29 protein-coding genes, 1 tRNA gene and 2 pseudogenes are annotated in these 23,366 nt (G+C 40.0%); 12 read left to right on the top strand and 20 right to left on the bottom strand.

What is annotated here, in order from left to right; all coding sequences use genetic code 11:
• Positions 1–5: 5 nt before the first annotated feature.
• Entirely contained in the window at positions 6–740 is a 735-nt protein-coding gene (locus HMPREF9965_RS03140; protein WP_000498780.1) for a hypothetical protein, read from the top strand.
• 33 nt (positions 741–773) lie between these two features.
• On the opposite strand, the gene HMPREF9965_RS03135 is transcribed toward HMPREF9965_RS03140, so the two are convergent.
• Entirely contained in the window at positions 774–1,469 is a 696-nt protein-coding gene (locus tag HMPREF9965_RS03135) for an LrgB family protein (protein ID WP_001288938.1), read from the bottom strand.
• Positions 1,466–1,840, bottom strand: coding sequence for a CidA/LrgA family protein (locus HMPREF9965_RS03130; protein WP_000781326.1), 375 nt, complete (start codon positions 1,838–1,840; stop codon positions 1,466–1,468). The genes HMPREF9965_RS03135 and HMPREF9965_RS03130 overlap by 4 nt, the downstream gene beginning before the upstream one ends.
• 196 nt (positions 1,841–2,036) lie before the next feature.
• Here HMPREF9965_RS03130 and HMPREF9965_RS03125 point away from each other — a divergent pair, with 196 nt between their 5' ends.
• From HMPREF9965_RS03125 to queF, 7 genes are all read left to right on the top strand, one after another.
• Entirely contained in the window at positions 2,037–2,417 is a 381-nt protein-coding gene (locus tag HMPREF9965_RS03125; protein WP_000221641.1) for a MarR family winged helix-turn-helix transcriptional regulator, read from the top strand.
• A 97-nt stretch (positions 2,418–2,514) separates the two neighbouring features.
• Positions 2,515–2,736, top strand: a complete 222-nt coding sequence (locus tag HMPREF9965_RS03120; protein WP_000570263.1) for a DUF4649 family protein — start codon at positions 2,515–2,517, stop codon at positions 2,734–2,736.
• A gap of 15 nt (positions 2,737–2,751) precedes the next feature.
• Positions 2,752–3,066, top strand: a complete 315-nt coding sequence (trxA, locus tag HMPREF9965_RS03115; RefSeq protein ID WP_001029581.1) for a thioredoxin — start codon at positions 2,752–2,754, stop codon at positions 3,064–3,066.
• Between the two features lie 202 nt (positions 3,067–3,268).
• Positions 3,269–3,922 carry a 7-cyano-7-deazaguanine synthase QueC gene (gene queC / locus HMPREF9965_RS03110; protein WP_000820634.1) on the top strand — a complete coding sequence of 218 codons (654 nt, stop codon included), beginning with the start codon at positions 3,269–3,271 and terminating at the stop codon, positions 3,920–3,922.
• Positions 3,922–4,365 (top strand): 6-carboxytetrahydropterin synthase QueD, encoded by a 444-nt coding sequence (gene queD, locus HMPREF9965_RS03105; RefSeq protein WP_000464563.1) that lies wholly within the window; start codon positions 3,922–3,924, stop codon positions 4,363–4,365. The genes queC and queD overlap by 1 nt, the downstream gene beginning before the upstream one ends.
• Positions 4,358–5,074, top strand: coding sequence for a 7-carboxy-7-deazaguanine synthase QueE (gene queE / locus HMPREF9965_RS03100; protein ID WP_000196457.1), 717 nt, complete (start codon positions 4,358–4,360; stop codon positions 5,072–5,074). The genes queD and queE overlap by 8 nt, the downstream gene beginning before the upstream one ends.
• Positions 5,075–5,091: 17 nt before the next feature.
• The gene (gene queF, locus HMPREF9965_RS03095) at positions 5,092–5,583 is read left to right on the top strand and encodes a preQ(1) synthase (RefSeq protein ID WP_000082583.1); all 492 of its coding nucleotides are present in this window, start codon (positions 5,092–5,094) and stop codon (positions 5,581–5,583) included.
• Positions 5,584–5,640: 57 nt separating this feature from the next.
• Here the strand turns inward: queF and HMPREF9965_RS03090 are convergent, their stop codons facing one another.
• The 10 genes from HMPREF9965_RS03090 to HMPREF9965_RS03045 all read right to left on the bottom strand — a co-directional run bounded on the left by HMPREF9965_RS03090 (position 5,641) and on the right by HMPREF9965_RS03045 (position 13,224).
• Positions 5,641–6,309: an MIP/aquaporin family protein gene (locus tag HMPREF9965_RS03090; protein WP_000714823.1), complete on the bottom strand. Its 669-nt coding sequence runs from the start codon at positions 6,307–6,309 to the stop codon at positions 5,641–5,643.
• Between the two features lie 108 nt (positions 6,310–6,417).
• The gene (locus tag HMPREF9965_RS03085; RefSeq protein WP_001227786.1) at positions 6,418–7,209 is read right to left on the bottom strand and encodes a DUF2785 domain-containing protein; all 792 of its coding nucleotides are present in this window, start codon (positions 7,207–7,209) and stop codon (positions 6,418–6,420) included.
• A gap of 106 nt (positions 7,210–7,315) precedes the next feature.
• Positions 7,316–7,630, bottom strand: coding sequence for a hypothetical protein (locus HMPREF9965_RS03080; RefSeq protein WP_000959513.1), 315 nt, complete (start codon positions 7,628–7,630; stop codon positions 7,316–7,318).
• Positions 7,624–8,040 carry a hypothetical protein gene (locus HMPREF9965_RS03075; protein ID WP_000359227.1) on the bottom strand — a complete coding sequence of 139 codons (417 nt, stop codon included), beginning with the start codon at positions 8,038–8,040 and terminating at the stop codon, positions 7,624–7,626. The genes HMPREF9965_RS03080 and HMPREF9965_RS03075 overlap by 7 nt, the downstream gene beginning before the upstream one ends.
• Positions 8,028–9,290 carry a DUF2974 domain-containing protein gene (locus HMPREF9965_RS03070; protein ID WP_001133846.1) on the bottom strand — a complete coding sequence of 421 codons (1,263 nt, stop codon included), beginning with the start codon at positions 9,288–9,290 and terminating at the stop codon, positions 8,028–8,030. Before HMPREF9965_RS03070 ends, HMPREF9965_RS03075 begins: the two co-directional genes overlap by 13 nt.
• Positions 9,280–9,996 carry a hypothetical protein gene (locus HMPREF9965_RS03065; RefSeq protein WP_042898773.1) on the bottom strand — a complete coding sequence of 239 codons (717 nt, stop codon included), beginning with the start codon at positions 9,994–9,996 and terminating at the stop codon, positions 9,280–9,282. The genes HMPREF9965_RS03070 and HMPREF9965_RS03065 overlap by 11 nt, the downstream gene beginning before the upstream one ends.
• 135 nt (positions 9,997–10,131) lie before the next feature.
• Positions 10,132–10,803 (bottom strand): hypothetical protein, encoded by a 672-nt coding sequence (locus HMPREF9965_RS03060; RefSeq protein ID WP_000746968.1) that lies wholly within the window; start codon positions 10,801–10,803, stop codon positions 10,132–10,134.
• A gap of 172 nt (positions 10,804–10,975) precedes the next feature.
• Positions 10,976–11,638 (bottom strand): hypothetical protein, encoded by a 663-nt coding sequence (locus HMPREF9965_RS03055; protein ID WP_025170810.1) that lies wholly within the window; start codon positions 11,636–11,638, stop codon positions 10,976–10,978.
• A 134-nt stretch (positions 11,639–11,772) separates the two neighbouring features.
• Positions 11,773–12,471 carry a hypothetical protein gene (locus HMPREF9965_RS03050; protein ID WP_000746967.1) on the bottom strand — a complete coding sequence of 233 codons (699 nt, stop codon included), beginning with the start codon at positions 12,469–12,471 and terminating at the stop codon, positions 11,773–11,775.
• Between the two features lie 54 nt (positions 12,472–12,525).
• The gene (locus tag HMPREF9965_RS03045) at positions 12,526–13,224 is read right to left on the bottom strand and encodes a hypothetical protein (RefSeq protein ID WP_000745352.1); all 699 of its coding nucleotides are present in this window, start codon (positions 13,222–13,224) and stop codon (positions 12,526–12,528) included.
• A 191-nt stretch (positions 13,225–13,415) separates the two neighbouring features.
• Here HMPREF9965_RS03045 and HMPREF9965_RS03040 point away from each other — a divergent pair.
• Positions 13,416–14,383: pseudogene (locus HMPREF9965_RS03040) on the top strand (hypothetical protein).
• 91 nt (positions 14,384–14,474) lie between these two features.
• Here HMPREF9965_RS03040 and pepF read toward each other — a convergent pair.
• The 8 genes and pseudogenes from pepF to HMPREF9965_RS03000 form a co-directional block, all read right to left on the bottom strand.
• Positions 14,475–16,271: an oligoendopeptidase F gene (gene pepF, locus HMPREF9965_RS03035; protein ID WP_000435596.1), complete on the bottom strand. Its 1,797-nt coding sequence runs from the start codon at positions 16,269–16,271 to the stop codon at positions 14,475–14,477.
• Positions 16,272–16,281: 10 nt separating this feature from the next.
• Positions 16,282–17,025 carry a 16S rRNA (uracil(1498)-N(3))-methyltransferase gene (locus HMPREF9965_RS03030; protein ID WP_001188215.1) on the bottom strand — a complete coding sequence of 248 codons (744 nt, stop codon included), beginning with the start codon at positions 17,023–17,025 and terminating at the stop codon, positions 16,282–16,284.
• Position 17,026: 1 nt separating this feature from the next.
• Positions 17,027–17,977: a 50S ribosomal protein L11 methyltransferase gene (prmA, locus tag HMPREF9965_RS03025; protein WP_000451144.1), complete on the bottom strand. Its 951-nt coding sequence runs from the start codon at positions 17,975–17,977 to the stop codon at positions 17,027–17,029.
• Between the two features lie 137 nt (positions 17,978–18,114).
• A complete protein-coding gene (locus HMPREF9965_RS03020; protein WP_000614823.1) occupies positions 18,115–18,588 on the bottom strand; it encodes a GNAT family N-acetyltransferase in 474 nt (157 codons plus the stop codon).
• A gap of 70 nt (positions 18,589–18,658) precedes the next feature.
• Positions 18,659–19,059, bottom strand: a pseudogene (locus HMPREF9965_RS03015) (hypothetical protein).
• On the bottom strand, positions 19,047–19,484 hold the full coding sequence (locus HMPREF9965_RS03010) for an NUDIX hydrolase (protein WP_000401984.1): 438 nt from the start codon (positions 19,482–19,484) through the stop codon (positions 19,047–19,049). The pseudogene HMPREF9965_RS03015 and the gene HMPREF9965_RS03010 overlap by 13 nt, the downstream one beginning before the upstream one ends.
• 1 nt (position 19,485) lies before the next feature.
• A complete protein-coding gene (locus HMPREF9965_RS03005) occupies positions 19,486–20,547 on the bottom strand; it encodes a site-2 protease family protein (protein ID WP_000725057.1) in 1,062 nt (353 codons plus the stop codon).
• A gap of 18 nt (positions 20,548–20,565) precedes the next feature.
• Positions 20,566–21,036, bottom strand: a complete 471-nt coding sequence (locus HMPREF9965_RS03000; protein ID WP_000257121.1) for a DUF3013 family protein — start codon at positions 21,034–21,036, stop codon at positions 20,566–20,568.
• 115 nt (positions 21,037–21,151) lie between these two features.
• On the opposite strand from HMPREF9965_RS03000, the gene HMPREF9965_RS02995 reads away from it, so the two are divergent.
• The 3 genes from HMPREF9965_RS02995 (at position 21,152) to HMPREF9965_RS0102080 (ending at position 23,271) form a co-directional block, all read left to right on the top strand.
• Positions 21,152–22,423 carry a replication-associated recombination protein A gene (locus tag HMPREF9965_RS02995; RefSeq protein ID WP_001113183.1) on the top strand — a complete coding sequence of 424 codons (1,272 nt, stop codon included), beginning with the start codon at positions 21,152–21,154 and terminating at the stop codon, positions 22,421–22,423.
• 262 nt (positions 22,424–22,685) lie between these two features.
• Positions 22,686–22,758, top strand: a tRNA-Lys gene (locus HMPREF9965_RS02990).
• A gap of 57 nt (positions 22,759–22,815) precedes the next feature.
• Complete coding sequence (locus HMPREF9965_RS0102080) at positions 22,816–23,271, top strand: hypothetical protein (protein WP_004242932.1); 456 nt, start codon at positions 22,816–22,818, stop codon at positions 23,269–23,271.
• Positions 23,272–23,366 lie beyond the last annotated feature (95 nt).

The following is a 23,366-nucleotide window of genomic DNA, read 5'->3' as shown; positions in this document are numbered from 1 at the left end:
TTATTATGTTTTGGAATTTAGTTCGTTATGAATTTAAAAATGTTAACAAATGGTATCTAGCTCTCTACGGTGCTGTGCTTGCAATTTCGGTTTTGATTGGTGCATCCATTTCTGGTATTAGTCAGACCTACACCAGCTATGGCAATAATCCCTACTATCTGTTAGGCTTTCTGATCTTAGTTTTTGGTGGGCTCAGCGTTACTCTTTGGATTGCAACAATCTTTTTAATCATTCGACGCTTCAAGGGAAGTGTCTACGATCGTCAGGGCTATCTGACATTGACTCTGCCCGTCTCTGAACACCAGATCATCACCGCCAAATTACTAGGTGCTCTCATTTGGTCAATCATAAGCTATATTGTATTTATCTTGAGTATCATTATTATCTTCTCACTCACCCCTGTAGTGAAAGATTTGCCACTCCTTTATCGATTTATCTCTCCTTATCTCGGTTACGGTTGGCTGTATGCCCTCTCTCTTCTGGTGGGTTCAATTACTTGGATTTTATCTATTTACCTTTGCATCTCAATTGGTCAACTATTTAACGAATATCGTACCGCTATAGGAATTTTAGCCTATATCGTGCTTAACATCGTGATTGGCTATATTTCCATCTTCTTCCGAGTTGATGACAACTTCAATTTACTAATAACAGTTGATATTATTAAAGACGCTATTCTAGCGACTATCTATTACCTCGGAACCTACTACATCTTGAAAAACAAGGTTAATTTGCAATAAAAAACGCCCAGCTTACAAAAGCTGGGTTTTACTTTAACTCAATATCAAACTGGCTACAATGGGACTAACAAAGACATAGAGAATACCGGTGACACCGATAGCCAAGCCACCCATAGCGCCTGCTACAGAGCCGTATCGAAAGGCCGTTCCCGTTCCGACTGCATGACCTGTCCCTCCAAGGGAAAGACCTACAGCCACTGGATCATCAATTTTCAACCACTTCAAAAGGGTTGGTCCAATAACACTAGTCAAAATCCCAGTTGCCACTACGACGACCAAGGTCACAGTCGTTAAACCTTGCAATTTTTCTGTGATTCCCACTGCCATGGCGGTTGTCACTGACTTGGGAAAGAGAGAAATGGCTAGGAAAAAGTCCATGCCAAATATTTTCGCCACTATGGCAGTGAAGCTAGTATTGACAACTACTGCTAGCAGACTACCAAAGAGAATACTCCGAGCATGGTGCTTCATCAGATGAAAACTTTTATAAAGCGGAATCCCTAGAGCCACTGTCGATGGGACTATCAAGTTATTCAGATAAACCCCACCTTGGTAGTAATCTTGATAAGAAATACCCGTCGCCTTAAGAAGGATGATAATGAAAATTGCCGACAAAAGCAAAGGTGTTGTCAAAGGATGGGGAAAACGTCTGTAAATCAGCATTCCCACTAGATAAGCTAGGATAGATAAGGCGATTCCAAACAAAGGATTCGATACAAATTCACTCATTTCGTTTCTCCCTTCTCATAATCTCCCTCAAACCGTCGCTTGATGAACTGAACCACTAGAGCTATGAGGATAATATTGATAACAGCCGCGAAAAAGACAATTAAGACGATGGGCAAGAGATAGGGGGCAATCACATCAAATTTTTCCATGATTCCCACTGCTGGTGGCAAAAAGAGAATGGTCATATTAGCCAGCAGAAAATTCCCTACCATATTGACATGCCTGGTCCTTAACCACTTGAATTGCAGGGCTAGAAAAAGAATAATCAAACCGATAATACTGCCTGGGATAGGCAGATGAAAGAAACTGGAGATTCCCTCACCGATTAGAGAAATCACAAAGAGAATCATTAATTGAACATATAATTTCATCACAAACTCCACGAAATAGACTTTCTGCATACCAGTTTACTCTTTTTTCAGAAAATTTCAAGGGAATACCAAAATTTTTCTTTCTTGCAAGGATTAGCTAAAAGTAGTATAATCATTGCATGCGCAATCATCTTGTGTTAGAAAGACAGTCAGTAATGACTTTGTGATTTTTACTTTGAAAAGAAAGGAGAAAGCAATGACCTACTTAGAAAAATGGTTTGACTACAACCGCCATCAAAAAGAAATGGAAGCCTTGTTGGAAGAAACTATTGCCCAGCAGAGTGAACAAAGGCTGAACTTGAAAGAGTTTTACCTGCTCTACTATTTGGATCTAGCCGATGAAAAATCCTTACGACAGATTGATTTACCCGATAAACTCCATCTCAGTCCGAGCGCTGTTTCTCGAATGGTGGCACGATTAGAAGAGAAAAACTGCGGTTTGCTTAGTCGCAGATGTTGCGATCAGGATAGACGGGCTAGTTTTATCTGCCTGACTGACGAGGGACAAACCACCCTAGCTTACCTGCAAAAAGCCGTCGAAGAAAGACTGGAAACGAGTCTTGATTTCATTTCTTAATCAGATTTTTTAAAAAAGTTGCGTGCGCAATCATTTTTCTTGACATTCCTCTTTTCAAGGAGTACAATAAAGTCAAGATCGAACAAAGGAGTTTTATATGATCGAAATTACTTATCTAGACGCCAGTAAGCAAGAGAGAACCATGACTTTCGAGTCTTACCAAGACTTTGAACGTTCTCAACACGCCTGCCTCATCGGCGTTGCTGATTACTATACTGTCCAAAAATTAACCTACAATGGTCATGATTTGGACTACCATGGGACTTATGGAGATGTTTTCTTCTATCTCATGAAACAAGATTTAAGCCAATATAACTAAAAAAGGAGAAATACAATGGCAAAAGCAATTACAGATGCAACATTTGAACAAGAAACAAAAGACGGTTTGGTCTTGGTAGACTTCTGGGCAACTTGGTGTGGTCCATGTCGTATGCAAGGTCCAATCTTGGATAAATTGTCTGAAGAACTTTCAGAAGATGTCTTGAAAATCGTTAAAATGGACGTTGATGAAAATCCAAATACAGCTCGTGCTTTTGGAATCATGTCTATCCCAACCCTTCTCTTCAAAAAAGACGGCCAAGTGGTGAAACAAGTTGCAGGTGTTCACACAGCAGAACAAATCAAGGCCATCGTTGCTGAATTGAGCTAATCACACGAGAGACCATGTACTTCATTTGGTCTCTTTTTTCTTACCCTTTGCCATTTTTCAAAAAATATGCTAGACTGTAGGTAGAATATTACGATGTTTGGGACATGCCATCGCTAAAAAAAACCTCTACTTGGTATTTTTTAGCTCCCCTCAAGGGAGCTTTTTGCGTGCTCTGAACATTTCCCATTTTAGAAGGAGTACTATGAAACGTCATTCAGCCTTGGTCGTCTTTAGCGGCGGTCAAGATTCCACAACCTGCCTCTTTTGGGCTAAAGAACACTATAAAACAGTCGAAGCCGTCACCTTTGCCTACGGCCAACGCCATCATCTCGAAATTCAAGTTGCTAGAGAAATCGCTAAGGAACAAGGCATTCGTCATCACATCTTAGATATGTCTCTGCTGGGACAAATCACTGAAAATGCCCTGACCTCTGATCTGGAGATCGAGCAAAAAGAGGGAGAGGTTCCCAATACCTTTGTTGACGGCCGCAACCACCTCTTTCTTTCCTTTGCGGCAGTTCTTGCCAAGCAACGAGGCATTAAAGATATCGTGACAGGTGTCTGCGAGACAGATTTCTCAGGCTACCCTGATTGTCGGGATGTCTTTGTCAAATCCCTCAATGTTACTCTCAACCTTGCCATGGATTACGACTTTGTTATCCAAACACCTCTCATGTGGCTAGACAAGGCTGAAACTTGGGAGTTAGCCGACCAACTTGGTGCCTTTGACTACGTTCGTGAGAAGACCTTAACCTGCTACAATGGGATTATCGGTAGTGGCTGCGGTGATTGTCCAGCCTGCCACCTACGCCAGCATGGCCTTGATGTTTATCTCTCACAGAAAGGAGAGAGCTAATGTTTTTTGCTCCCAAAGAAATCAAACAGGAAACTGGGGAATCTCTTATCTACAATCCTCACAGAACCTTGGTATCAAAAGAGTTCACCTTCGATGCTGCCCACCACCTCTTTCACTATGAGGGAAAATGCAAGTCCCTGCACGGCCACACTTATCATCTGCAAATTGCTGTCAGTGGATTTTTAGATGAACGGGGTATGACCTACGACTTTGGAGATATCAAAGCGATCTACAAGAACTACATAGAACCCCACTTGGATCATCGCTATCTCAATGAAACCCTGCCTTATATGAACACGACTGCTGAAAATATGGTTTACTGGATTTTTCAAACCATGAGCCAAGAGTTGCCAGACGAGCGCAATCTCCGTTTGGAATATGTTCGTCTCTATGAGACTCCGACTGCCTTTGCGGAGTTTAGACGGGAGTGGTTAGATGACTAGGGAACGTGTCCTCAAACTACCAGTTCTGGAAATTTTCGGCCCAACCTTTCAAGGTGAAGGTCGTGCTATCGGGCAGAAAACCATGTTTGTCCGCACTGCTGGTTGCGACTACCACTGCGACTGGTGCGACTCTGCCTTTACTTGGGATGGTTCTGAAAAACCAACTCGCATGACCGCTGATGAAGTCATTGCAGCCTTAGATAAGCTAGGAAGCTACGACTATGTAACCCTATCTGGCGGAAATCCCGCTATCCTAGCAGCTAACATGGCCGAACTCGTCACCAAGCTCAAGGAACGCGGTATCACTCTGGCTGTTGAGACTCAAGGTTCTCGCTGGCAAAATTGGTTAAAAGACATCGACCAGGTCACTCTGAGCCCCAAGCCTCCTTCATCAAAGATGGAAGTCAACTTCGAGACCTTGGACTTTATCGTTTCCCAATTGGATCCAGACAAGGTCACCTTTAAAATCCCTGTCTTTGATGATGCCGATTTGGCCTTTGCTAAAGGGATTCAAGAACGCTACCAACCAGATGTCCTTTTCTTATCGGCTGGAAATCCTGAGCCCAAGGCTACAGGCAATATTGTCCAAGACCAACTAGACCGACTCAAAGAACTCTGGGAATGTGTCGCTACTGACGATAGCTGGGGCAATGTCCGCGTCCTTCCTCAACTCCATACCCTCCTCTACGACAACCAACGTGGTGTTTAAATTAGAAAGAAAAAAACATGTCACAACAAGAAGAAATGAAAAACCTAAGCCTACTGGGCAACAAAGAAACCAACTACATTTTTGACTATCAACCAGAAGTTCTCGAATCCTTTGACAATCGTCATGTGGAAAATGATTATTTCATCAAATTCAACTGTCCTGAATTTACCTCCCTTTGCCCAATCACTGCTCAGCCAGACTTTGCGACCATTTATATTTCCTACATTCCTGACAAGCTCTGCGTCGAGTCAAAATCCCTCAAACTCTACCTCTTTAGCTATCGAAACCATGGGGATTTTCACGAAAACTGTATCAACACCATCGGGAAAGACTTGGTCAATCTACTAAACCCTCGCTATTTGGAGGTATGGGGAAAATTCACTCCGCGCGGTGGCATCTCAATCGACCCCTACTACAACTACGGTAGACCTGGAAGCAAGTATGAAGGTTTGGCAGAACAACGCCTCTTCCAGCACGACCTTTATCCAGAGAAAATTGACAACCGTTAAACAGATACGAAAAAGCCCTGTTCCTCAAACTGAGGAGCAAGGCTTTTTGAGTTTCAATTATTCTTCTGTTCCAAGGAAATTTTTCGCAACAAGTGCTGCAAGAACGCCACCAACGATTGGGGCAAGGATGAAAATCCATACTTGTTGAAGGGCTGCACCACCTACCAATGCAGCAGGAGCCAAGCTACGAGCTGGATTTACTGAAAGGCCAGTAATGTTCAATCCCACAAGGATCATAGCCATCAAGGACAAGCCGATTACCAAACCAGCGATTGCGCCATTACCCTTGCTTGCTGATGTTACAGTCATGATAACTAGGACAAACAAGAAAGTTGCGATGACTTCAAACAAGAATCCACCAAAGACAGTGACACCGTTTGCCAAGGCATTTTCACCAAGACTAGCAGTTGACATGCCTGAGTTAGACAAGAGGAAGAATACTGCAGCTGACGCAAGGAAAGCTCCAACTACTTGTCCAAGGATATAGTTTACAAGCTCTGAAGATGACAAACGTTTGTTTACAAACATAGCGATCGAAACCGCCGGGTTCAAGTGCGCACCTGAAACAGTTCCGATTGAGAAAGCTGCAACTACGATTGCCAAACCAAAGGCAAAAGCAATTCCAAGGTGTCCAAGGCCATTAAGACCATTTCCAAAAACAACAGCTCCTGTTCCAATGAACACAAGCATAAATGTACCGATTAATTCAGCAACAAATTTTTTCATGATAAATCTCCTTTTTTCAAACTATGTATTAGTCTATCAAAAGAAGGAAAGTGTTTCAAGAAAATTGACTGGAAAGTATTTGAAAATCGTGAAACGACTCGCTTATCCTTAGTACTGAAAAGATTGAATGGCTTCTTTCAAGGCATCTTGTAAACTATTTTTCTGGTCAAGTTGGATATAGACTTCCAACAGACAGGATCTGAAGTTGGAAAATTTATAAAAATCTTCCCTCTCTTCTATCGGAAAGTCAATAGTTTTTATCCAAGAAGCTACTTGTTCTTGCCCTAATTTCCCTTGCAAAATGGGTTCATAAAGTACTCTCGCTAAGCGCCAGTCCTCATCATTTGTAAAACGAATGGTAATTCTTTTAAATAATTGACCCAGTACATCAAATACTTCAGAAAATCTGTTACTAGGAAAATCTGGATGACAAACGACTTCCGTCAAGAGATCCGCTCCATGCGCAAAAGCGTGAACCCAACCATACTGACTTGAAAAACCTGTCGTATCCTTTTCTTTTTTAAGGTAATACAAACCTTGAGATAGCATAGCATTTCTTATATCAGCTTTTAAGCCTTTATAGAAAAGAGAGTGCTCGTTACCATCTGCATACAAAAGATTGGCATAAATAAGCGCCCTAAAAGAACGTTTAAGAGTTGAAACTCCTCTACTATCAATCTCTTTGTATAGCCTTTCATTAGAGGAGACCTCTTCTGAGATAAACTGAAACTGCTCAAGGGAAAACAGTTCTTCTTGAATTCCTCTAGCCAAACTCGTAAAAACAAGTTCATCTCGAATTTCTGGAGAGGGATCTCCTAAATGCTCAAGCAACCACTGAATTTCTTCTCGACTATAGCTTGGTTTTTCTTCTGTCACTTTTCTTTGTAATTTTTTACGCATCTCAAGCACCTCTACATTTCTAGTAACTTATCAAAAAGTCATCCGAAGATGACTTTGAAGAGGAATATTTGGAAAAATTGGAAAGGAACATGGCATAGTTAAAGCACTATTTTTTCTTTTTCGGAGTTAAATCTTCAAAAGATGTACTATTTTTACTAATAGTCTCGCTAATGGCTTTTTGTCCCAACCCATTAATTGAGCTATCCATTTGAGCTGCTAAAGTCGTTACAGCAGTTTTATTTGTCATAGCAAGAACCCCTATCTCCTCATCGTACTTATCTACAATACCTTTTCTACCTGATTTTATAGGAGGAGCACAAAATGTTTTGATAGCTGCTCTTTCTAATGTTTTTTTGATTTCTCGCCTGGCTGATTCTGACATAGGTCCAATCAAAGCGTCTATGACTAAATCCACTAGCATTTCTTCTGCCTCCTTTCTAACTCATATAAGTCTTTTCTTTGACTATAACTCTCTTCTAACTCTTTTTCTAAGCGAGAACGCTCTTTTCGGTACTGAGTCTGCAACTCTTCATCTTTTGCCTCTATTTTAGCATACTGCCGAAGATACTCACTACTCGTCTCACTTGAATAAGATTCTAATAACATCAGAAATTGGTGATGCTCCCCATCGTCTCCAGATTTCTGTCTAGCAAAATCATAAGCAACGTTCTCAAACTCCTCATATAGTCTTGTCAACTGAGAACGATTATGATCTAAACTTTCATAGGATTCTTCTATTTTCTTCTTAGCAGTTCTATAGTCATCCTCCAAGGACCAAAGTCCCTCTTCTTGCTTTTTTATTTTCACTTGGATTTCTTCTAGTTTGTCCATTGATTAATATCCCTTGCCAAGCTTTCGTCTCCTTCAACTGCTTGTTCAACACCCTTCTGAATATTCGTTTCCAAATCCGTAAAGGCTTTTACAATCTCAGCTGATTTACTTACTTTTTTATCAAAATGTCTCTGAGTTTCACCCACAATACTATCATAAGTTACCCCAGCTTCTGCATAGACATCCTCTATCTCATCATAAGTTAACTCTGTGACGAACCAAGGAACTTCCTTACTTTTATCGTAGAGTGTTTCAGCATCCGCAACTGCTTTTTTCGCAACTGCCTCAATCTCGCTGTGTCCGTTACTGACACTCTCTGTCATCGCCGTCGCAACAGCTGTTGCTTGGACGCTGTCCAAGAAAAACATCTCATGGCTATTTATACTACCATCTGATAAAAATTGAGTATTCAACTGCTTTAGAAGTCCGTTTTTGACTCCCTGTAATTTCTTGAGAGTTTCATAGTTCTTCTTTTCAAGTTCAGTCATCTTCTCTGGACTCTGATTTTCCAAAATATCCTTGATTTGGTTAATTTGATTTTTATCACCCGTAATATCTGGATCAATATTGTGCCCACCAGAATTTTTAAGCAGGTAATCTTCTCCCAAGTATACACCTAAAAAAGGCTTTGAGATATTGTTAAGAAAGTCATCTTGAGTCCGGATTCGTACTACTTGACCTGTGAATGTCTTTTGTTTATTGATTATCTTCTCCCTTTCCGAATCCCATGGAGTGAGATAATCTATGATTTTATCTTTAGATTCGATAAGACCTTCTAAATAGAGAGGGGCTGAGTTATATACCACAGTACGGGGAGCGTTATACTCTAAGGCCACCCTCTGAGCGATGTTCCCTCCTAAAGAATGTCCAGTTAGAGTAATATTATCCCCATATCTCTGTCGAATCCTTTCATAAAATGCGAAAGCTTCATCATAATGAAAACCGAGCGCCATGATTATACTACCGACATCTGTAGTGACATCCTTGGCTATATCCGCATTAGGATTCGTTCCCGTATAGGCAATAATCACCTCTCCACTATCCTTATCTAGGAAGGCTGTACCACTTGTGCCAGTGGAATCATCATGAAAATCATCTAGATATTGGAGGTTTGGAGGGAGTTTTTTCTTAGAGTACTTTTCTACATATTGAAGCACATTATTGTCAGTAGCTCCCTGATTAACTCGCACATTCTCAAATTCATAAGTTAGATTAGAAGCATCTAAGGTCGGCACATTACTATTTGGCATCTATCTTCTCCATACTCTTACTTTTTCCTGTTATAAGTTCTGAATGAGATATATTTTCTCCATCAAAAACCACAGGATAACCGTATTCATAGCCAATAGTTGCAGAATGATCTGCACTAATATAAAGGTCTAATGACTCATTTGATTGTATATGGAAGTAGTCCTGAATAATTTTACTATTTACATTTTTATAAGTAATAGAAGCATCACCAGTCTCCCAATTATAGTACGTTTTTTTGAGCTCAAATCGAGATAGAGCTGCTTTATTTAGTTCTAACTTTTGAAATAAAAACCCATCATAAAACAAATCATCTTTAGAAACTTCTGGATTCAAAAATTCCAATCCTTTTTCAGTGTACACAATACGGCTTTCTAAAAGCACTTTTTCTTCATAAGGATTACCTTGAGCTTCTATTCTTTTAAAATTGCCAGTTATTTCTTTTGTTTCTGCGTTTCCTACGAGTTCAATCTTCTGATAACGAGAATAGTCCTTCGTCTCATCGTAAGTATCAATACTTCTAATCTCAAACCCATCCGGAAATTGCTTAAACAAGTCAAACAGATTCTCAGTCGGATAGACTCGACTGACCTCAGAGACTTTGTTCTCAATCCATTCTCGGCTGTTCTTATTTTCTCCACATCCTGCCAATCCTATCATGATCAATCCTCCTAAAAGTACCATTGTGAGAAATCTACATTTTTTCATAACCTTCTCCTTATTATGATATTCAACAAAATAGCTAACCGTAGTTCCCTTATAGTATACCATAAAAGCAACAATTCCTTACTATCTTATTCAAATTCGTAAGTCATATTCGCCACGTCTAAAGTTAGAATTTCACTACTCACCATTATTCAATTCTCCATTTGACACTGTTTCTCTAAAATAATAACCGTCTTTGTAATCAACATTTACAGAATAGTAATAATAATCATTACTCTGCAAAGAGCTCCCAAATTCTAATACGCCATTTTCAAGATCATCCTTTTTAAAAAATTTGTTTATTATTGGATTATTCACACTATAAGATATGTCAAAACCATTAGTTACACTGTTATAACTCTTACTTTCTAATTTAAACTCAGATAAAATTCTTTTATTAATCGTTAATTCTTGAAACAGAAAACCTTTAAAATCCCAAATTTCCTTTGCTCTTTCTTCATCTGAAAAAATAAATTGCTGTTCTATGTAATGAACATCTATAATATCTGTCTTTTTTTCTAACTTCAAATCTTTTCGAATTAATTTACCAGTTATCGTCTTAAACTGACTATTTCCGGTTAAATATATTTTTATGCTAACTTTATCATTCTTGTAAACTTGATAGACCTCAAACCCTTCTGGAAATTGCTTAAACAAGCCAAAGAGATTCTCTGTTGGATAGACACGACTAACTTCAGATACTTTGTTCTCAATCCATTCTCGACTGTTCTTATTTTCTCCACATCCTGTTATTCCTATCATTATTAATCCTACTAAAACTAACATTGCGAAAAACATGCGTTTTTTCATAACCTTCTCCTTACTTATAATATTCAATAAAACAGCTGACCATAGCTCCCTTATAATATACCATAAAAGCAATATTTCCTTGCTTCTTATTCAAATTCATAAGTTAGTTTCGACGCATCTAAAGTTAGAATTCCACTATTAACAATTTTTTTATCCACCATTGAATCTCCTTTTAATTTGACACGGTTTCTCTAAATGAATAAACATTGTCGTAGTTGACAGTTACTGAATAATAGAAATAATCGTCGTTTCGGTATGAACTTCCAAAACCTAATATTGCCTGTTCGTTTTCATGTTTTTTAAAATACTGATTGATAGTTTGATTCCGAACCAAATAATCAATATCAAATGCACCATTATTGCCATTATAACTTTTGGATTTCATAGATAAAGAAGATAGAAAAGACTGATTAATCGTTAACTTTTGAAATAAGAATCCATCAAAAGGCCATAATTCTTTCGCTTTCCCCTCATCGGAAAAGATAAATTTCCCACCTATATAATCCACCCTTATTGTTTCTTCTGGCTTTTCAGTAATATCATCAGAAGCCCGTGTCTTGGTTAGCACTCCAGAAATTGTATGATTGCTACTATCCCCCTGTAAAGACATTTCGATAAGAAAAGTCCCACGTTTGATATACACTTGCTCTACTTTAAAGCCTTCCGGAAATTGCTTAAACAAATCAAACAGATTCTCGGTTGGATAGACACGACTAACCTCAGAGACTTTGTTCTCAATCCATTCTCGACTGCTCTTATTTTCTCCACATCCCGCCAATCCTATCATGATCAATCCTCCTAAAAGTAATATTGCGAAAAACGCGCGTTTTTTCATAACCTTCTCCTTTTTTATAATATTCAATAAGATAGCCACCATCATTCTCTTGTAGGATATCATAAAAGCAATATTGCCTTGCATCTTATTCAAATTCGTAAGTCATATTCGCCACGTCTAAAGTTGGAATTCCACTATTGGCCGTTAAATACCTCCACATTTGATACCGTTTCTCTAAAATAATAGCCATCATTGTAATCTAGTAAAATTGAGTAGTAGTAATAACCCTCATTTTGTAGAGAACTTCCAATCTCCAGTACGGATGTTTCAGAATCATTTTTATGAAAATAATTATTAACTACTTCATTTTCTGTAAAATATAAAATACTAAAACCATTTGTCACGCTATTATACGATTTCTCTTTTAATCTTAACTTAGACAATTCTGTTTTATTTAAAGTCAACTTTTGAAATAAAAATCTGTCAAACTTCCATATTTTTTTAGCAGTTTCTTCATCAGAAAAAATAAATTTATTGTCTACATATTGAACACTTACTACCTCTTCTTCGCTTTCTGGTGCATCATCCTTCGCTGGGTTTTTAGCAAGAGTACCTGTTATTGTATGCAATGTTGCATCACCTTTCAGCTTAATTTCTGTGATAAAATCGTCAATTCCATCACTTTTCTTTTTAAAATAAACCTGCTCAATCTCAAACCCTTCTGGAAATTGCTTAAACAAATCAAACAGATTCTCGGTTGGATAGACACGACTAACCTCAGATACTTTGTTCTCAATCCATTCTCGACTGTTCTTATTTTCTCCACATCCTGTTATTCCTATCATTATCAACCCTACTAAAACTAACATTGCGAAAAACATACGTTTTTTCATAATACTCTCCTTATTTATGATCAGTTCAATCAGGATATTTAAAATGTTATCAAATTAATTAGAAACACTATTTCTATCATCTATCCAACTTGAAACTATCTCACTCATTCCATCATTTGGGGTATCCTTAAAAGCAATATTAACATTCAATCGATAACCTTTTGTATTATTATAAGATTCCGCTCCACTTATTGATAACATGTGTTCTCCATTTGACTTAAGGAAATTATTTATCGTAGAGTTATCACTAATATAATAGATTTCAAACACATTGCGATTTGAAAAATATCGAAACTTTTCAAGCTTCATCTTAGATAAAACATCTCTATTCAAACTTAATTTTTGGAACAGAAAACCTTTATAACCCCAAATTTTTTCCGCTACCTCATTGTTAGAAAATATAAATTCACCATCCTTATATTCTACATCAACATGCTCTTCCACTTCTTCTTTATATGGATCAGTAGAAATTTGTATAGTCTCTATCTTTCCTTTTATGGTTTGACTTTCTTCATCTCCATCTAAGGAAACTACTGTTCTGAGCGAATCCTTATAAAATGTTTGAGTAATATTAAACCCTTTCGGAAATTGCTTAAACAAATCAAACAGATTCTCGGTTGGATAGACACGACTAACCTCAGAGACTTTGTTCTCAATCCATTCTCGACTGTTCTTATTTTCTCCACATCCTGCCAATCCTATCATGATCAATCCTCCTAAAAGTAATATTGCGAAAAACGCGCGTTTTTTCATAACCTTCTCCTTACTTATGATAATTAATAAAACAACTAATCATATTTCCCTTATAGTATATCATAAAAGGCTGATATGACTGTTTCATCTATGATGTTAAAATCCTGTCTAATACATTTTAAAACACTGTAATTCTAAAGGTCATGATATAATAGACAATGAATAACAAGCATTACTTGAAGGAGAAATGTATGAAAAAATCGTTCAGACTTTGTTGCCTAGCTTGTGTGACAACACTAGCCTTAGCCCTTGGTGCTTGCTCATCAAAGCCATCTACTAGTTCTACAAATAATTCAAACAATCAGGCTTCTACCTATCACAAGAAAGATGTAACTGGTCCTGCTGCTTCATTTGACTGGAATGCCAAAGTTGAACCTACCAACTATGAGAGAACCTTTGTTGAAACAAACAGTGGCAGTCAATTTAATAAAACTTTAGATCGCACGAAAGAGGCGGCTGAGAATCTTGAAAAAAAGAAAAAGAAATTTCGGATCCTAAGGTTCAAACAGCCCTCAAATTAGTGGATGCTGTCTTTGTCAATCAAGAAAATCTTGACCTAGTTGTGAAATCAGCGGGTGCTAGCAATCAAGAAGAGTTATTTGATAAGATTTGGAACGAATATTTAGTCCCTGAGTTAACTAAAATCCGTCCGAATTTTTCAAATGATACCGTCTTTGAATATAAAGGAGAAAAATATCCTCTCAAAATTTATGCTCCTATGTTTTTCAAGGTCAACACCAATGCATTAGGAAAAGCAGGTGCCTATACTCTTGAGGACTATAAGGTGGAGGGCGACATGGTTTATTTGAAATTTATGTCCCCATCTGTTGATACCTACCAATACGAAGTCAAGGCTACTTATCATGATAACTTCCAAGACTTCTTTCAAGGACTGGTGGAAGAGCAACAAAAGGTTGGTCAGTCCGACTATGCTAAGGCTCTAAATATTCGATTTGTTTATCAATTAGCGGCGCTTGATTTTAAAGCTGACAACTACGTAGACCTAGAGGGCATGGATTATCTTGATCGTAACACCCATTACCTTGCCATAAAAGTGGATAATAATGGTGAAGCTAGCCTTGACAATGAAAATCTCGCCAACCTTTTACAAATTAGCATGAAGGCTTCAAACGAGGCCAATAAAGGAAAATTTGAATAAATCTTTAAAGCATAAAAAAATCACCTCAAACAGGTGATTTTTGTGTATTCATCTTATCGATAAACCGTCTTAAATCCGACACTGGATACCCTTACTCTCCCAACTGGGCACTGTAAGCGATAATCTGGTCAACTGTTTCAGACAGAAACTGAATCGTATCACGGAGTGGTTTGTCTGTTGAGATATCCGCTCCGATAATCATGGCTGACTCAAGCGGTGTCTTACTACCACCTGATTTGAGGAGGTTGAGCCAGTCTTCAGCTCCAGTTTCCGAATATTTCAGATGGAGGTAACCCGCAGTCGAGATAACTAGTCCAGCAGAGTAAGTGTAACTATACAAGCCCATGTAGTAGTGAGTTTGGCGCATCCAAGTGAGTGCCGCATCGTCGTCAATTTCAATAGCATCTCCCCAGAAATCTGTCAAGACTTCCTTCATAATGCTGTTGAGCTTGCTTGCTCCAAAGGTCTCCCCTTCTTCAATCAGTGTATAAACCTTACGCTGGAAGGCTGCCTCCAAGAGGTGGGTGATGAAATTATGGAAGTAGGTGTCTGTCAAGCGATGAGCAAGAGCGAAGCGTTTTTGACGTGGATCATCAGACTGGTGCTCCAAGTAGTCACTGAGAAGCAATTCATTGAAGGTTGATGGCGCTTCGACATAGTAAGTAGACATGTGGGCATTGAAGTAACTTTGGTGATTATCTGAAAAGATGAATTGACCAGAATGCCCGATTTCATGAATCAAGGTATAAACATCGCTCAAACGACCAGTCCAGCTCATGAGGACATAAGGGTGCACGCGATATGGATCCGCCGCATAACCACCAGAATCCTTGCCACTATTAGCAGCGAAGTCCACCCAGCGTTCTTCTTGATAGCGCGCAACTTCCTGACAATATTCTTGTCCCAAAGGTTCTACTGACTTCATGACCAAATCATAGGCGTCATCAATAGTCACTTCAGGATTAAGAGCGCTATCCAAGTCCAATTTCCAGTCTGCAAAGGTCATCTTTTCAAGACCATTCACCTTGGCAACATGCTTGAGGTATCTCTGGGCAACTGGTGCAAAATCCTTCATGATGAGGTCAATCTGGCGGTCAAACATGGCACAGTCAACTTCTTGCTCAGCCAGAAGATAGTCGAATACTGAGTCATAACCCTTCATATCTGCCAATAGTTTTTCAGACTTGACCTGAGCAAGATAGGCTGCTGCAGCTGTATTCTGATGCTTGCGAAGGCCTTCTGAGAAGGAACGGAAGGATTTCTCACGAACCTCAGCGTCCTCGTGGTTTTGGTAGAAATTTTCATAGGTAACAAAGCTATTTTTGTAGGTCTTGCCATGGGCTTCAAAGTCAGCCATTTCAAAGTCCCCAGCTCGCATCTTAGTATAAATATCCTGCGGACTATAGAAAACTTCACCCAGATTGGTCAAGGCCTTCTCCACATCAGCCCCAAGATAGTGGGCTTTTTTGATTTTAGCCTGACGAATGGCTGCCGTCAAGTGGGGCAGTTCACCCAAACGGTCCAAGACTTCCTCGTCTGCTGCTACCAAAGCGTCGTCAAAAAAAGTCAAGGCTACGCTGGCGTCTGTTTCAAATTCCATCCCAGCTTGGGCAATATTAGCAAAATCTTCATTGCTATAGTCTGTCGTCTGAGGCATAAAGGCATAATTGCCAATATGGCTCATCTGGATATAGATTTGCTCCAATTCCGCAAAGGCCTTCTCGAAATCTTCGAAAGTGTGAAGATTGCCCTTGTAGTCACGGCTAAATTGGTTGATATCTTCGCGCGTTTTCTCGATTGCTCGCAAGAAATCCTCACGGTCTTGGTAAAGGGCGGTTAAATCCCAAAGTTCCTTCTCTGGAAATTCTGAACGGTGTTTTTGTTCCATTTTCTTCCTCTTATTTCTCTAATTCTACTAAAACACTAAGGGCTGATAAGGCGTAAAGTGGGGCTGTTTCCGCTCGCAAGATGCGAGGGCCAAGTCCTGCCAAGACGGCTCCTTTAGCTTCAAAACTTTCGATTTCTGCTGGTGAGATACCGCCTTCTGGACCAAAGATAAAGAGCAGTTTGGCTCCTTTTTCAAGACCAGCGACTGATTGCAGGAGCGCAGCGACTTCTCCTTCTTTTGCTGACTCTTCATAGGCTACTACGATAGAGTCAAACTGGTCAAACTGAGCTAGAAAATCTGCTTTTTTCTCGAAAAGCTGAATAGTTGGAACGATATTACGCTTGCTTTGTTCTGCCGCTCCAAGGGCGATTTTTTCTAGTTTTTCAACCTTTTTGCCTAGTTTCTTGCCGTCCCACTTGGCGACTGACCAATCGGCAGGGAAGGCCCAGATTTGACTAGCTCCTAGTTCTGTTACTTTCTGAGTAATAAACTCCAGCTTGTCTCCCTTGGGAAATCCAGATGCGATGGTCACTTGGATTGGCAGTTCCACATTGTCAACTAATTCTTCTACCAACTCAAACTGACGATTCTCCACATCCAACACGCGCGCCAAACGCTTGATGCCATCATCAAAGACCAAGGTCACCTCATCATCTTCTTTCAAGCGCATAACCTGAAACATATGCTTGCTGGTTTCCTTGTCCTCAATGGTGATAGGTGATGTAGCACTGCCTTTGACAAAATACTGCTGCATGCTAGCCTCCAATCACACCTGAAATATCCTTAGTCTTCTTAAAGACACAGGCATTCCATTCCCCTTGAATCATATGGGTTTCAAGGAAAAATCCAGCTGACTCAGCTGACTCGCGCACCATATCCCACTTGTCCTTGATAATGCCACTCATGATCAGATAGCCTTCATCCTTGACCAAACGATAAGCATCCTCTGTCAGATGAATGAGAATATCCGCCAAGATATTAGCCACAATCACATCTGCCTCAATCTCAACACCCTTAAGCAAATCTCCTGCCGCTACATGGATATTTTCCATGCCAGGGTTGAGCTCAATATTTTCCTGAGCAACACGAACCGCCACATCATCCAGGTCGTAGGCGAAAATTTCCTTAGCACCAAGTAGCGAGCTGGCAATAGAAAGGACACCTGAACCAGTCCCCACATCTAGCACCGTTTCGCCACCACGAAGAACCTGCTCCAAGGCGAAGAGACTCATCTTAGTGGTTGGATGCGTCCCAGTCCCAAAGGCCATACCAGGATCCAACTTGATAATCTTTTCTCCAGCAGTCGCCTCGTAGTCCGTCCAGGACGGCACAATGGTCAAGTCATGAGTAATGCGAGCTGGTTCATAATATTTCTTCCAATTGTCTGCCCAGTCTTCCTCAGCCAAGGCAGTCGTCCCCATCTTGACCTCTCCTAGATCCATAAAATCGGTCAATTCAGCCAGGCGAGCCTGCAAATCTGCCTCAACCACTGCTACATCAACCGTATCAGGATAGTAGGCGGTCACTACGATTTCTTCTTGTTGCTCAACCTCTGGGAAGATCTCACCAAAACGGTCGACATTCCCCACATAGTCCATGCTGTCTTCAATCGCAACACCTTGGGCACCTAACTCAATCAAGAGATTGGAGACCAGCTCCTCCCCCTCACGCTTCACTGTAACTTTTAACTCTTGCCATGTTTCCATCATTAAGATACCAAGCCCGTAAAACACAAAGTCAAAATAGGAAACTCTCTGAAGACGCTTGTGTCTAAGAGAAGTTTATCTTTTTGGCACAGTGTTTAGGGCGGGTTCAGTTTAGAAATGTAACCGAACCATCCTTTCTATTTGTCAATCATTTTATTCATGTAAACCATATCCATACCTTCTTTTTCAGGCTCGATATGAGTTTGACGGTAGCCATTTTTCTCATAAAAGGCAACCATCCCCGCATCCTGTAATACCGTACACAAATCCCACTGTTTAATCGTTGAAAATTCCTTTTCCAGTAATCTCAATCCCTCAGAACCATAACCTTTTCCTTGATACTGGGGCAAAATCGCTGCCGTTCCCAACCAAGCCTCCGTCAATTCCTCATTGGTCTGAACTCGTAAAAATCCGATATTTTCGTCCTTTTCTTTCACAAAGTAGTAATAGCTATTGGGACGCTCAACCAATTTCCACTTGATTCGTTCACGATCCTCTAGATAGGGATCATACTCATCTTGATATTTCTCATAGACAGCCTTAAAGCTAGCCCTTTGAATTGCAATTACGGTTTCTAAATCCTCTGCTCCTGCTCGGACAATCTGAATCATACTACTACCCCCAAATACACACTCTCTCAACTAGTACTTCTATGCTCTCCCTCACGCTTCACTGTAACTTTTAACTCTTGCCATGTTTCCATTTTGAATCTTCCTTATTTTTCTTAAATTCCTCAATCACATCTGTATAATGTTCTTTCATTGCGCTATGAATCTGCTGTTTAAAAATACCAAACGTAAGATAATAAACAATTAGAACAATTCCTTCAAACAGTATCAAAAACAAAAAATATTCTGAAAATGAGAGTGTTTGATTATTCTCACCTTGTAAAGACAGAACATACAGCAACCCCCAGATAAGGGCCATAGAAATCCCTGCTACTTTAGTGCCACCTTCCCTTTGTTTTTTAACTTTAAATATTCCAAATAGATGAATGTAGCTTCTTCTCTAGAATATTGTCCAGTTTTTAGTTTGCGTTTAACTTCCTTATTTAACGTCGTTGTTCCAATTATATAAACCACTTCATTTCCTCCAAATAATCCCTCACTCTATCCTGCAACTGGGGTACAACCTTATCTGAGCCAAGAAACTCGTCAATGCCCATCAGTTTGTAGCCCTGTCCTTCATCACCAAAGACGATACTATCAAACTGTTCCTGCGTCAACTTACCAACCAGAAAGACGGATTCCTTCCCATCAAAAAGCATACTTGGGTACACCTTACTCCAAAGCAGGCAATCCTTAGTCAGATGAATTCCTAATTCTTCGTAAACTTCGCGCGCCGCGCACTCAAAAGGACTTTCATCACCCTCTCGTCCGCCACCTGGCAATTCCCATGTATTAGGGTATGGAATGTTTGATTTGTCATCACGCAAGATAGTTAAAATCCTATCCTCACAAAAGAGGGCAATTTTGCAGCCTGTAAAATCTGAAATTTCTATTTCCATATCAGACTCCTTCGGATAATTCTTTCTCCAACTCTGCTAACCAGTTTTCATAATAACGTTTCTCATCCCGCACCAAACGGCTAGTCACCATGTTTTTTCTAGCAATTTTTATAGCCTTGTCAGTCTGATCCATATCTTTCTTTACCAGAAATTGATACCAGGCTTGCATTATCTGCGTATCTGCCATTTTTAGAGATAAGAAGGACTTGACTCCTCGATTGCTTGCATATTCCTCTGCTTTCTCATAATCTCCTTCTAGCAAGGCAATTTGAAGAAGGTATAATTGAGAAATCGTTTTAGACATTGGATTATCTGTTTTCTCTAGCAAAGACTGAAACTGTCGCTTAGCAAGTTCTATATTATCATCCAATATGAATACCAAGCCCTGAAGGGTCTGAACACTTTCTGCAAAACTCCCTCTCACATCCTCAGCAACAGGCACGATAAAGTCTTTCAAATCATATTCTTGAGGAGCTAGCAAGGTCTGGGCAGAATGCCTCAACACCGAATAAGCGTATTTCCTATTTTCAGGCTGTTGTAGCAATTCCCAGATTTTCGCTCCATCGGTAATCCCAACTGGCTTTGCATTGATGAGAAGAAAAGATAGATTTAGACAAACCCAAGTAGCCGCAAAATACCAGTTAGCTGTCAAAATTCCATACAATAGCGCCAATAAAATCAAGCCAAGATGAACCATCAAGCCTCCTGCAAGCATCAGGATGATTCTTTGGTCGCTTTCATCTTCTTTCAATCCAATATACTGAGCACCAACATTTTTCAGAACGGATGTTCGACTCAGATGAAACTTTCCTGACTTTTTGGTCAAAAGAAAGTTTCCTAATCCAAAAGCCACCAGGCGATAGCCTGTCAGGTAACCGCAAAATGCATGACCTAGCTCATGAAGGATAAATATCAGATAAATGCTGAAAAAAGTAAATAGGTAGCTTGGAACAAAGACTAACGAGAAATCTAACTCTTTAAAGGCAATCGTACCAAAAACAAATCCCAGCATCAAAAAAACAAAGGACAGACCAGAAATACAAGACAAGACTATTTTCTTCATATACTTCCTCGCTAGTTCCTAATATCTCGGATAAGGATAAAACTCTCCCTCTTCCAAGCCTGCTTTCCCTTCTTCAAAGACTTCTTGGTTCCATTCCATGACGAATTCCTCTGCTTCTGGGTCTTCCAAAAAGTCCATGAGCGCATCCAGCCCAACCTCTGCAGTGTCTTTGAGGAATAGCGCAAAATAAGCTAGAAACTCACGAGAAAAACCTTTTTTAGGTAGGTAAGGGATAACTGTCAAATAGTCTTCCTCATTGACTGTTGACTTGGCAGGATTGTAGAAAAGGACTGCTTCTTCAAAGAGGATATCGTCTGATGATACCTCTCCGTCCTCGTCCACCATCTCCACACCTGCAGCGTTTTGTGCTTCCAAAAGAAAACTCACTTCTACCGCATGGTTGCGCTTGTCCCAACTAATCTCAAAGTCAAAGGGAAAGTTCTTCTCCAATTCTTCCTCTAAAACATCTAAAAATCCGTATGTTGCCATTTTGTCCTCTTTCTATGCGACTCTTTAATCGCCCCGATTGCTCGGAAATATGCTAAAATAGATACTACCATCTTACCACATATACATCAGAAAATCCATGTTAGAAAGGACTGCTATGCCAGACAATCTCGCGCTTCGCATGCGCCCCAAAACCATCGACCAGGTCATCGGTCAGGAGCATCTAATCGGACCTGGAAAAATTATCCGTCGCATGGTGGAAGCCAATCGTCTGTCCTCCATGATTCTCTACGGACCTCCAGGAATCGGAAAGACCAGTATCGCCTCTGCCATCGCTGGGACCACCAAGTATGCCTTTCGGACCTTTAATGCGACAGTCGATAGTAAGAAGCGACTGCAAGAAATTGCTGAAGAGGCTAAATTCTCAGGTGGACTAGTTCTGCTACTGGACGAGATTCACCGACTAGATAAAACCAAGCAAGATTTTCTACTTCCCCTCTTGGAAAGTGGTCTGGTCATCATGATTGGGGCTACGACTGAAAATCCTTTCTTTTCTGTCACTCCAGCCATTCGTAGTCGTGTTCAGATTTTTGAGTTAGAACCCTTGGCCAATCAAGATGTTAAAGAGGCGATTCAAATCGCTCTAACTGACCCTGAACGTGGCTTTGATTTCCCAGTTGAGCTAGATGAGGATGCACTGGATTTCATCGCGACCTCTACAAATGGAGACCTGCGTTCTGCCTTTAATTCACTAGATTTAGCCGTCCTCTCTACTCCAGAAAACGAAAAGGGAACTCGTCATATCACCCTCAACATCATGGAAAATAGCCTCCAGCGGAGCTATATTACTATGGACAAGGATGGAGATGGACATTATGATGTTCTCTCAGCCCTACAAAAGTCCATTCGTGGCTCGGATGTCGATGCCAGTCTCCACTATGCTGCCCGCTTGATTGAGGCTGGGGATCTTCCTAGTCTCGCTCGTCGCTTGACCGTTATCGCTTATGAAGATATCGGCTTGGCCAATCCTGAAGCTCAGATCCATACCGTAACTGCTCTAGATGCTGCTCAAAAGATTGGCTTCCCAGAAGCCCGCATTCTCATTGCTAATGTCGTCATTGATCTTGCTCTTTCACCCAAGTCCAACTCAGCCTATGTGGCTATGGACAAGGCCCTTGCTGATCTCAAAACATCAGGACATTTACCTATTCCACGACACCTACGTGATGGACATTATAGCGGTAGCAAGGAACTTGGGAACGCCCAAAACTATCTCTATCCCCACAACTATCCTGGAAATTGGGTCAAGCAGGACTATCTGCCAGAAAAAATCCAAAATCACCACTATTTTACTCCAGAAGATACCGGCAAATACGAACGAGCCTTGGCGCAACGCAAGGAAACCATTGATAAATTACGGGACTTGTGAAATCCTTTTCAAAAAAATAAATTTTCCTCTTGATTTTTTTTGAAAAAGTGGTATCATATAAACATAGAAACGCTGTGGTGTACGACTTCACACTTAAGTGTTGACCGACTATTTTTGTATTATTAGGGAAACAAAAGTCTTCTAACAGCATGTAGGCCGTCTCACACGGAAACAGCTTCAGTTAGAGCGAGTTGCCCACCTGCTTAATTGCGCGGGTTCAATACAAACCGTGAAGTTTCGGCACCAATACAGCTTTTTCTTTGCCTCCTTAGCTCAGTTGGTAGAGCAGTAGACTCTTAATCTATGGGTCGCAGGTTCGAGCCCTGCAGGGGGCATCTAAATACAACAGGAAAACCCTTGGAATCAGGGCTTTTTTTGTGTCCTCCCTACTTATGTCCCATCAACAGATGCTCAAGATATATTTTGTGTGTAAAAAAATTCTTTTGCTCCTCTACGAAAAACAAAAAAGCTATCCTACCTTTGCAAATTTGGATAAGATAGCAGAATATTTTAATGCAACTCCAACCCAACTATTTGGAACGAGTAAAGAGATTGAGTTAGAAAAGAGTGTTCTTGAATCTAATGAATACTCTGATAAAGTAAGTGAAATCTTAAAAGCTGTCAAATACATCGAGCATTTCCTACATACTGATGGACAGTACTTAGAGGATTTACTTTACTTAACAAGAGGCAACCAACTATACACAGAAGATGGAGATGAGTTGTATATTGATCCAACTTCTCAGAAAAGAACACTTCATAACCAATATGAACCTGGTTTTATTGTAGCAAGGGATAAATCTCCACTAGAACTCTTAATTGAAAATAAGGAATTGTTTGATAAATAGAAAAAGCGAGGATAACCTCGCTTCAGATTGAAGTTAAAATCTTTAGAAGACACTTTTATAAGGACTTTGTCTTCAATCTGTGAAAAGGAGTGGAA

It is taken from the genome of Streptococcus mitis bv. 2 str. SK95 (genome assembly GCF_000222705.1).
GTDB classification, from domain to species: Bacteria; Bacillota; Bacilli; order Lactobacillales; family Streptococcaceae; genus Streptococcus; species Streptococcus mitis_AY.
This window is presented reverse-complemented; position numbering and strand designations above follow the sequence as displayed.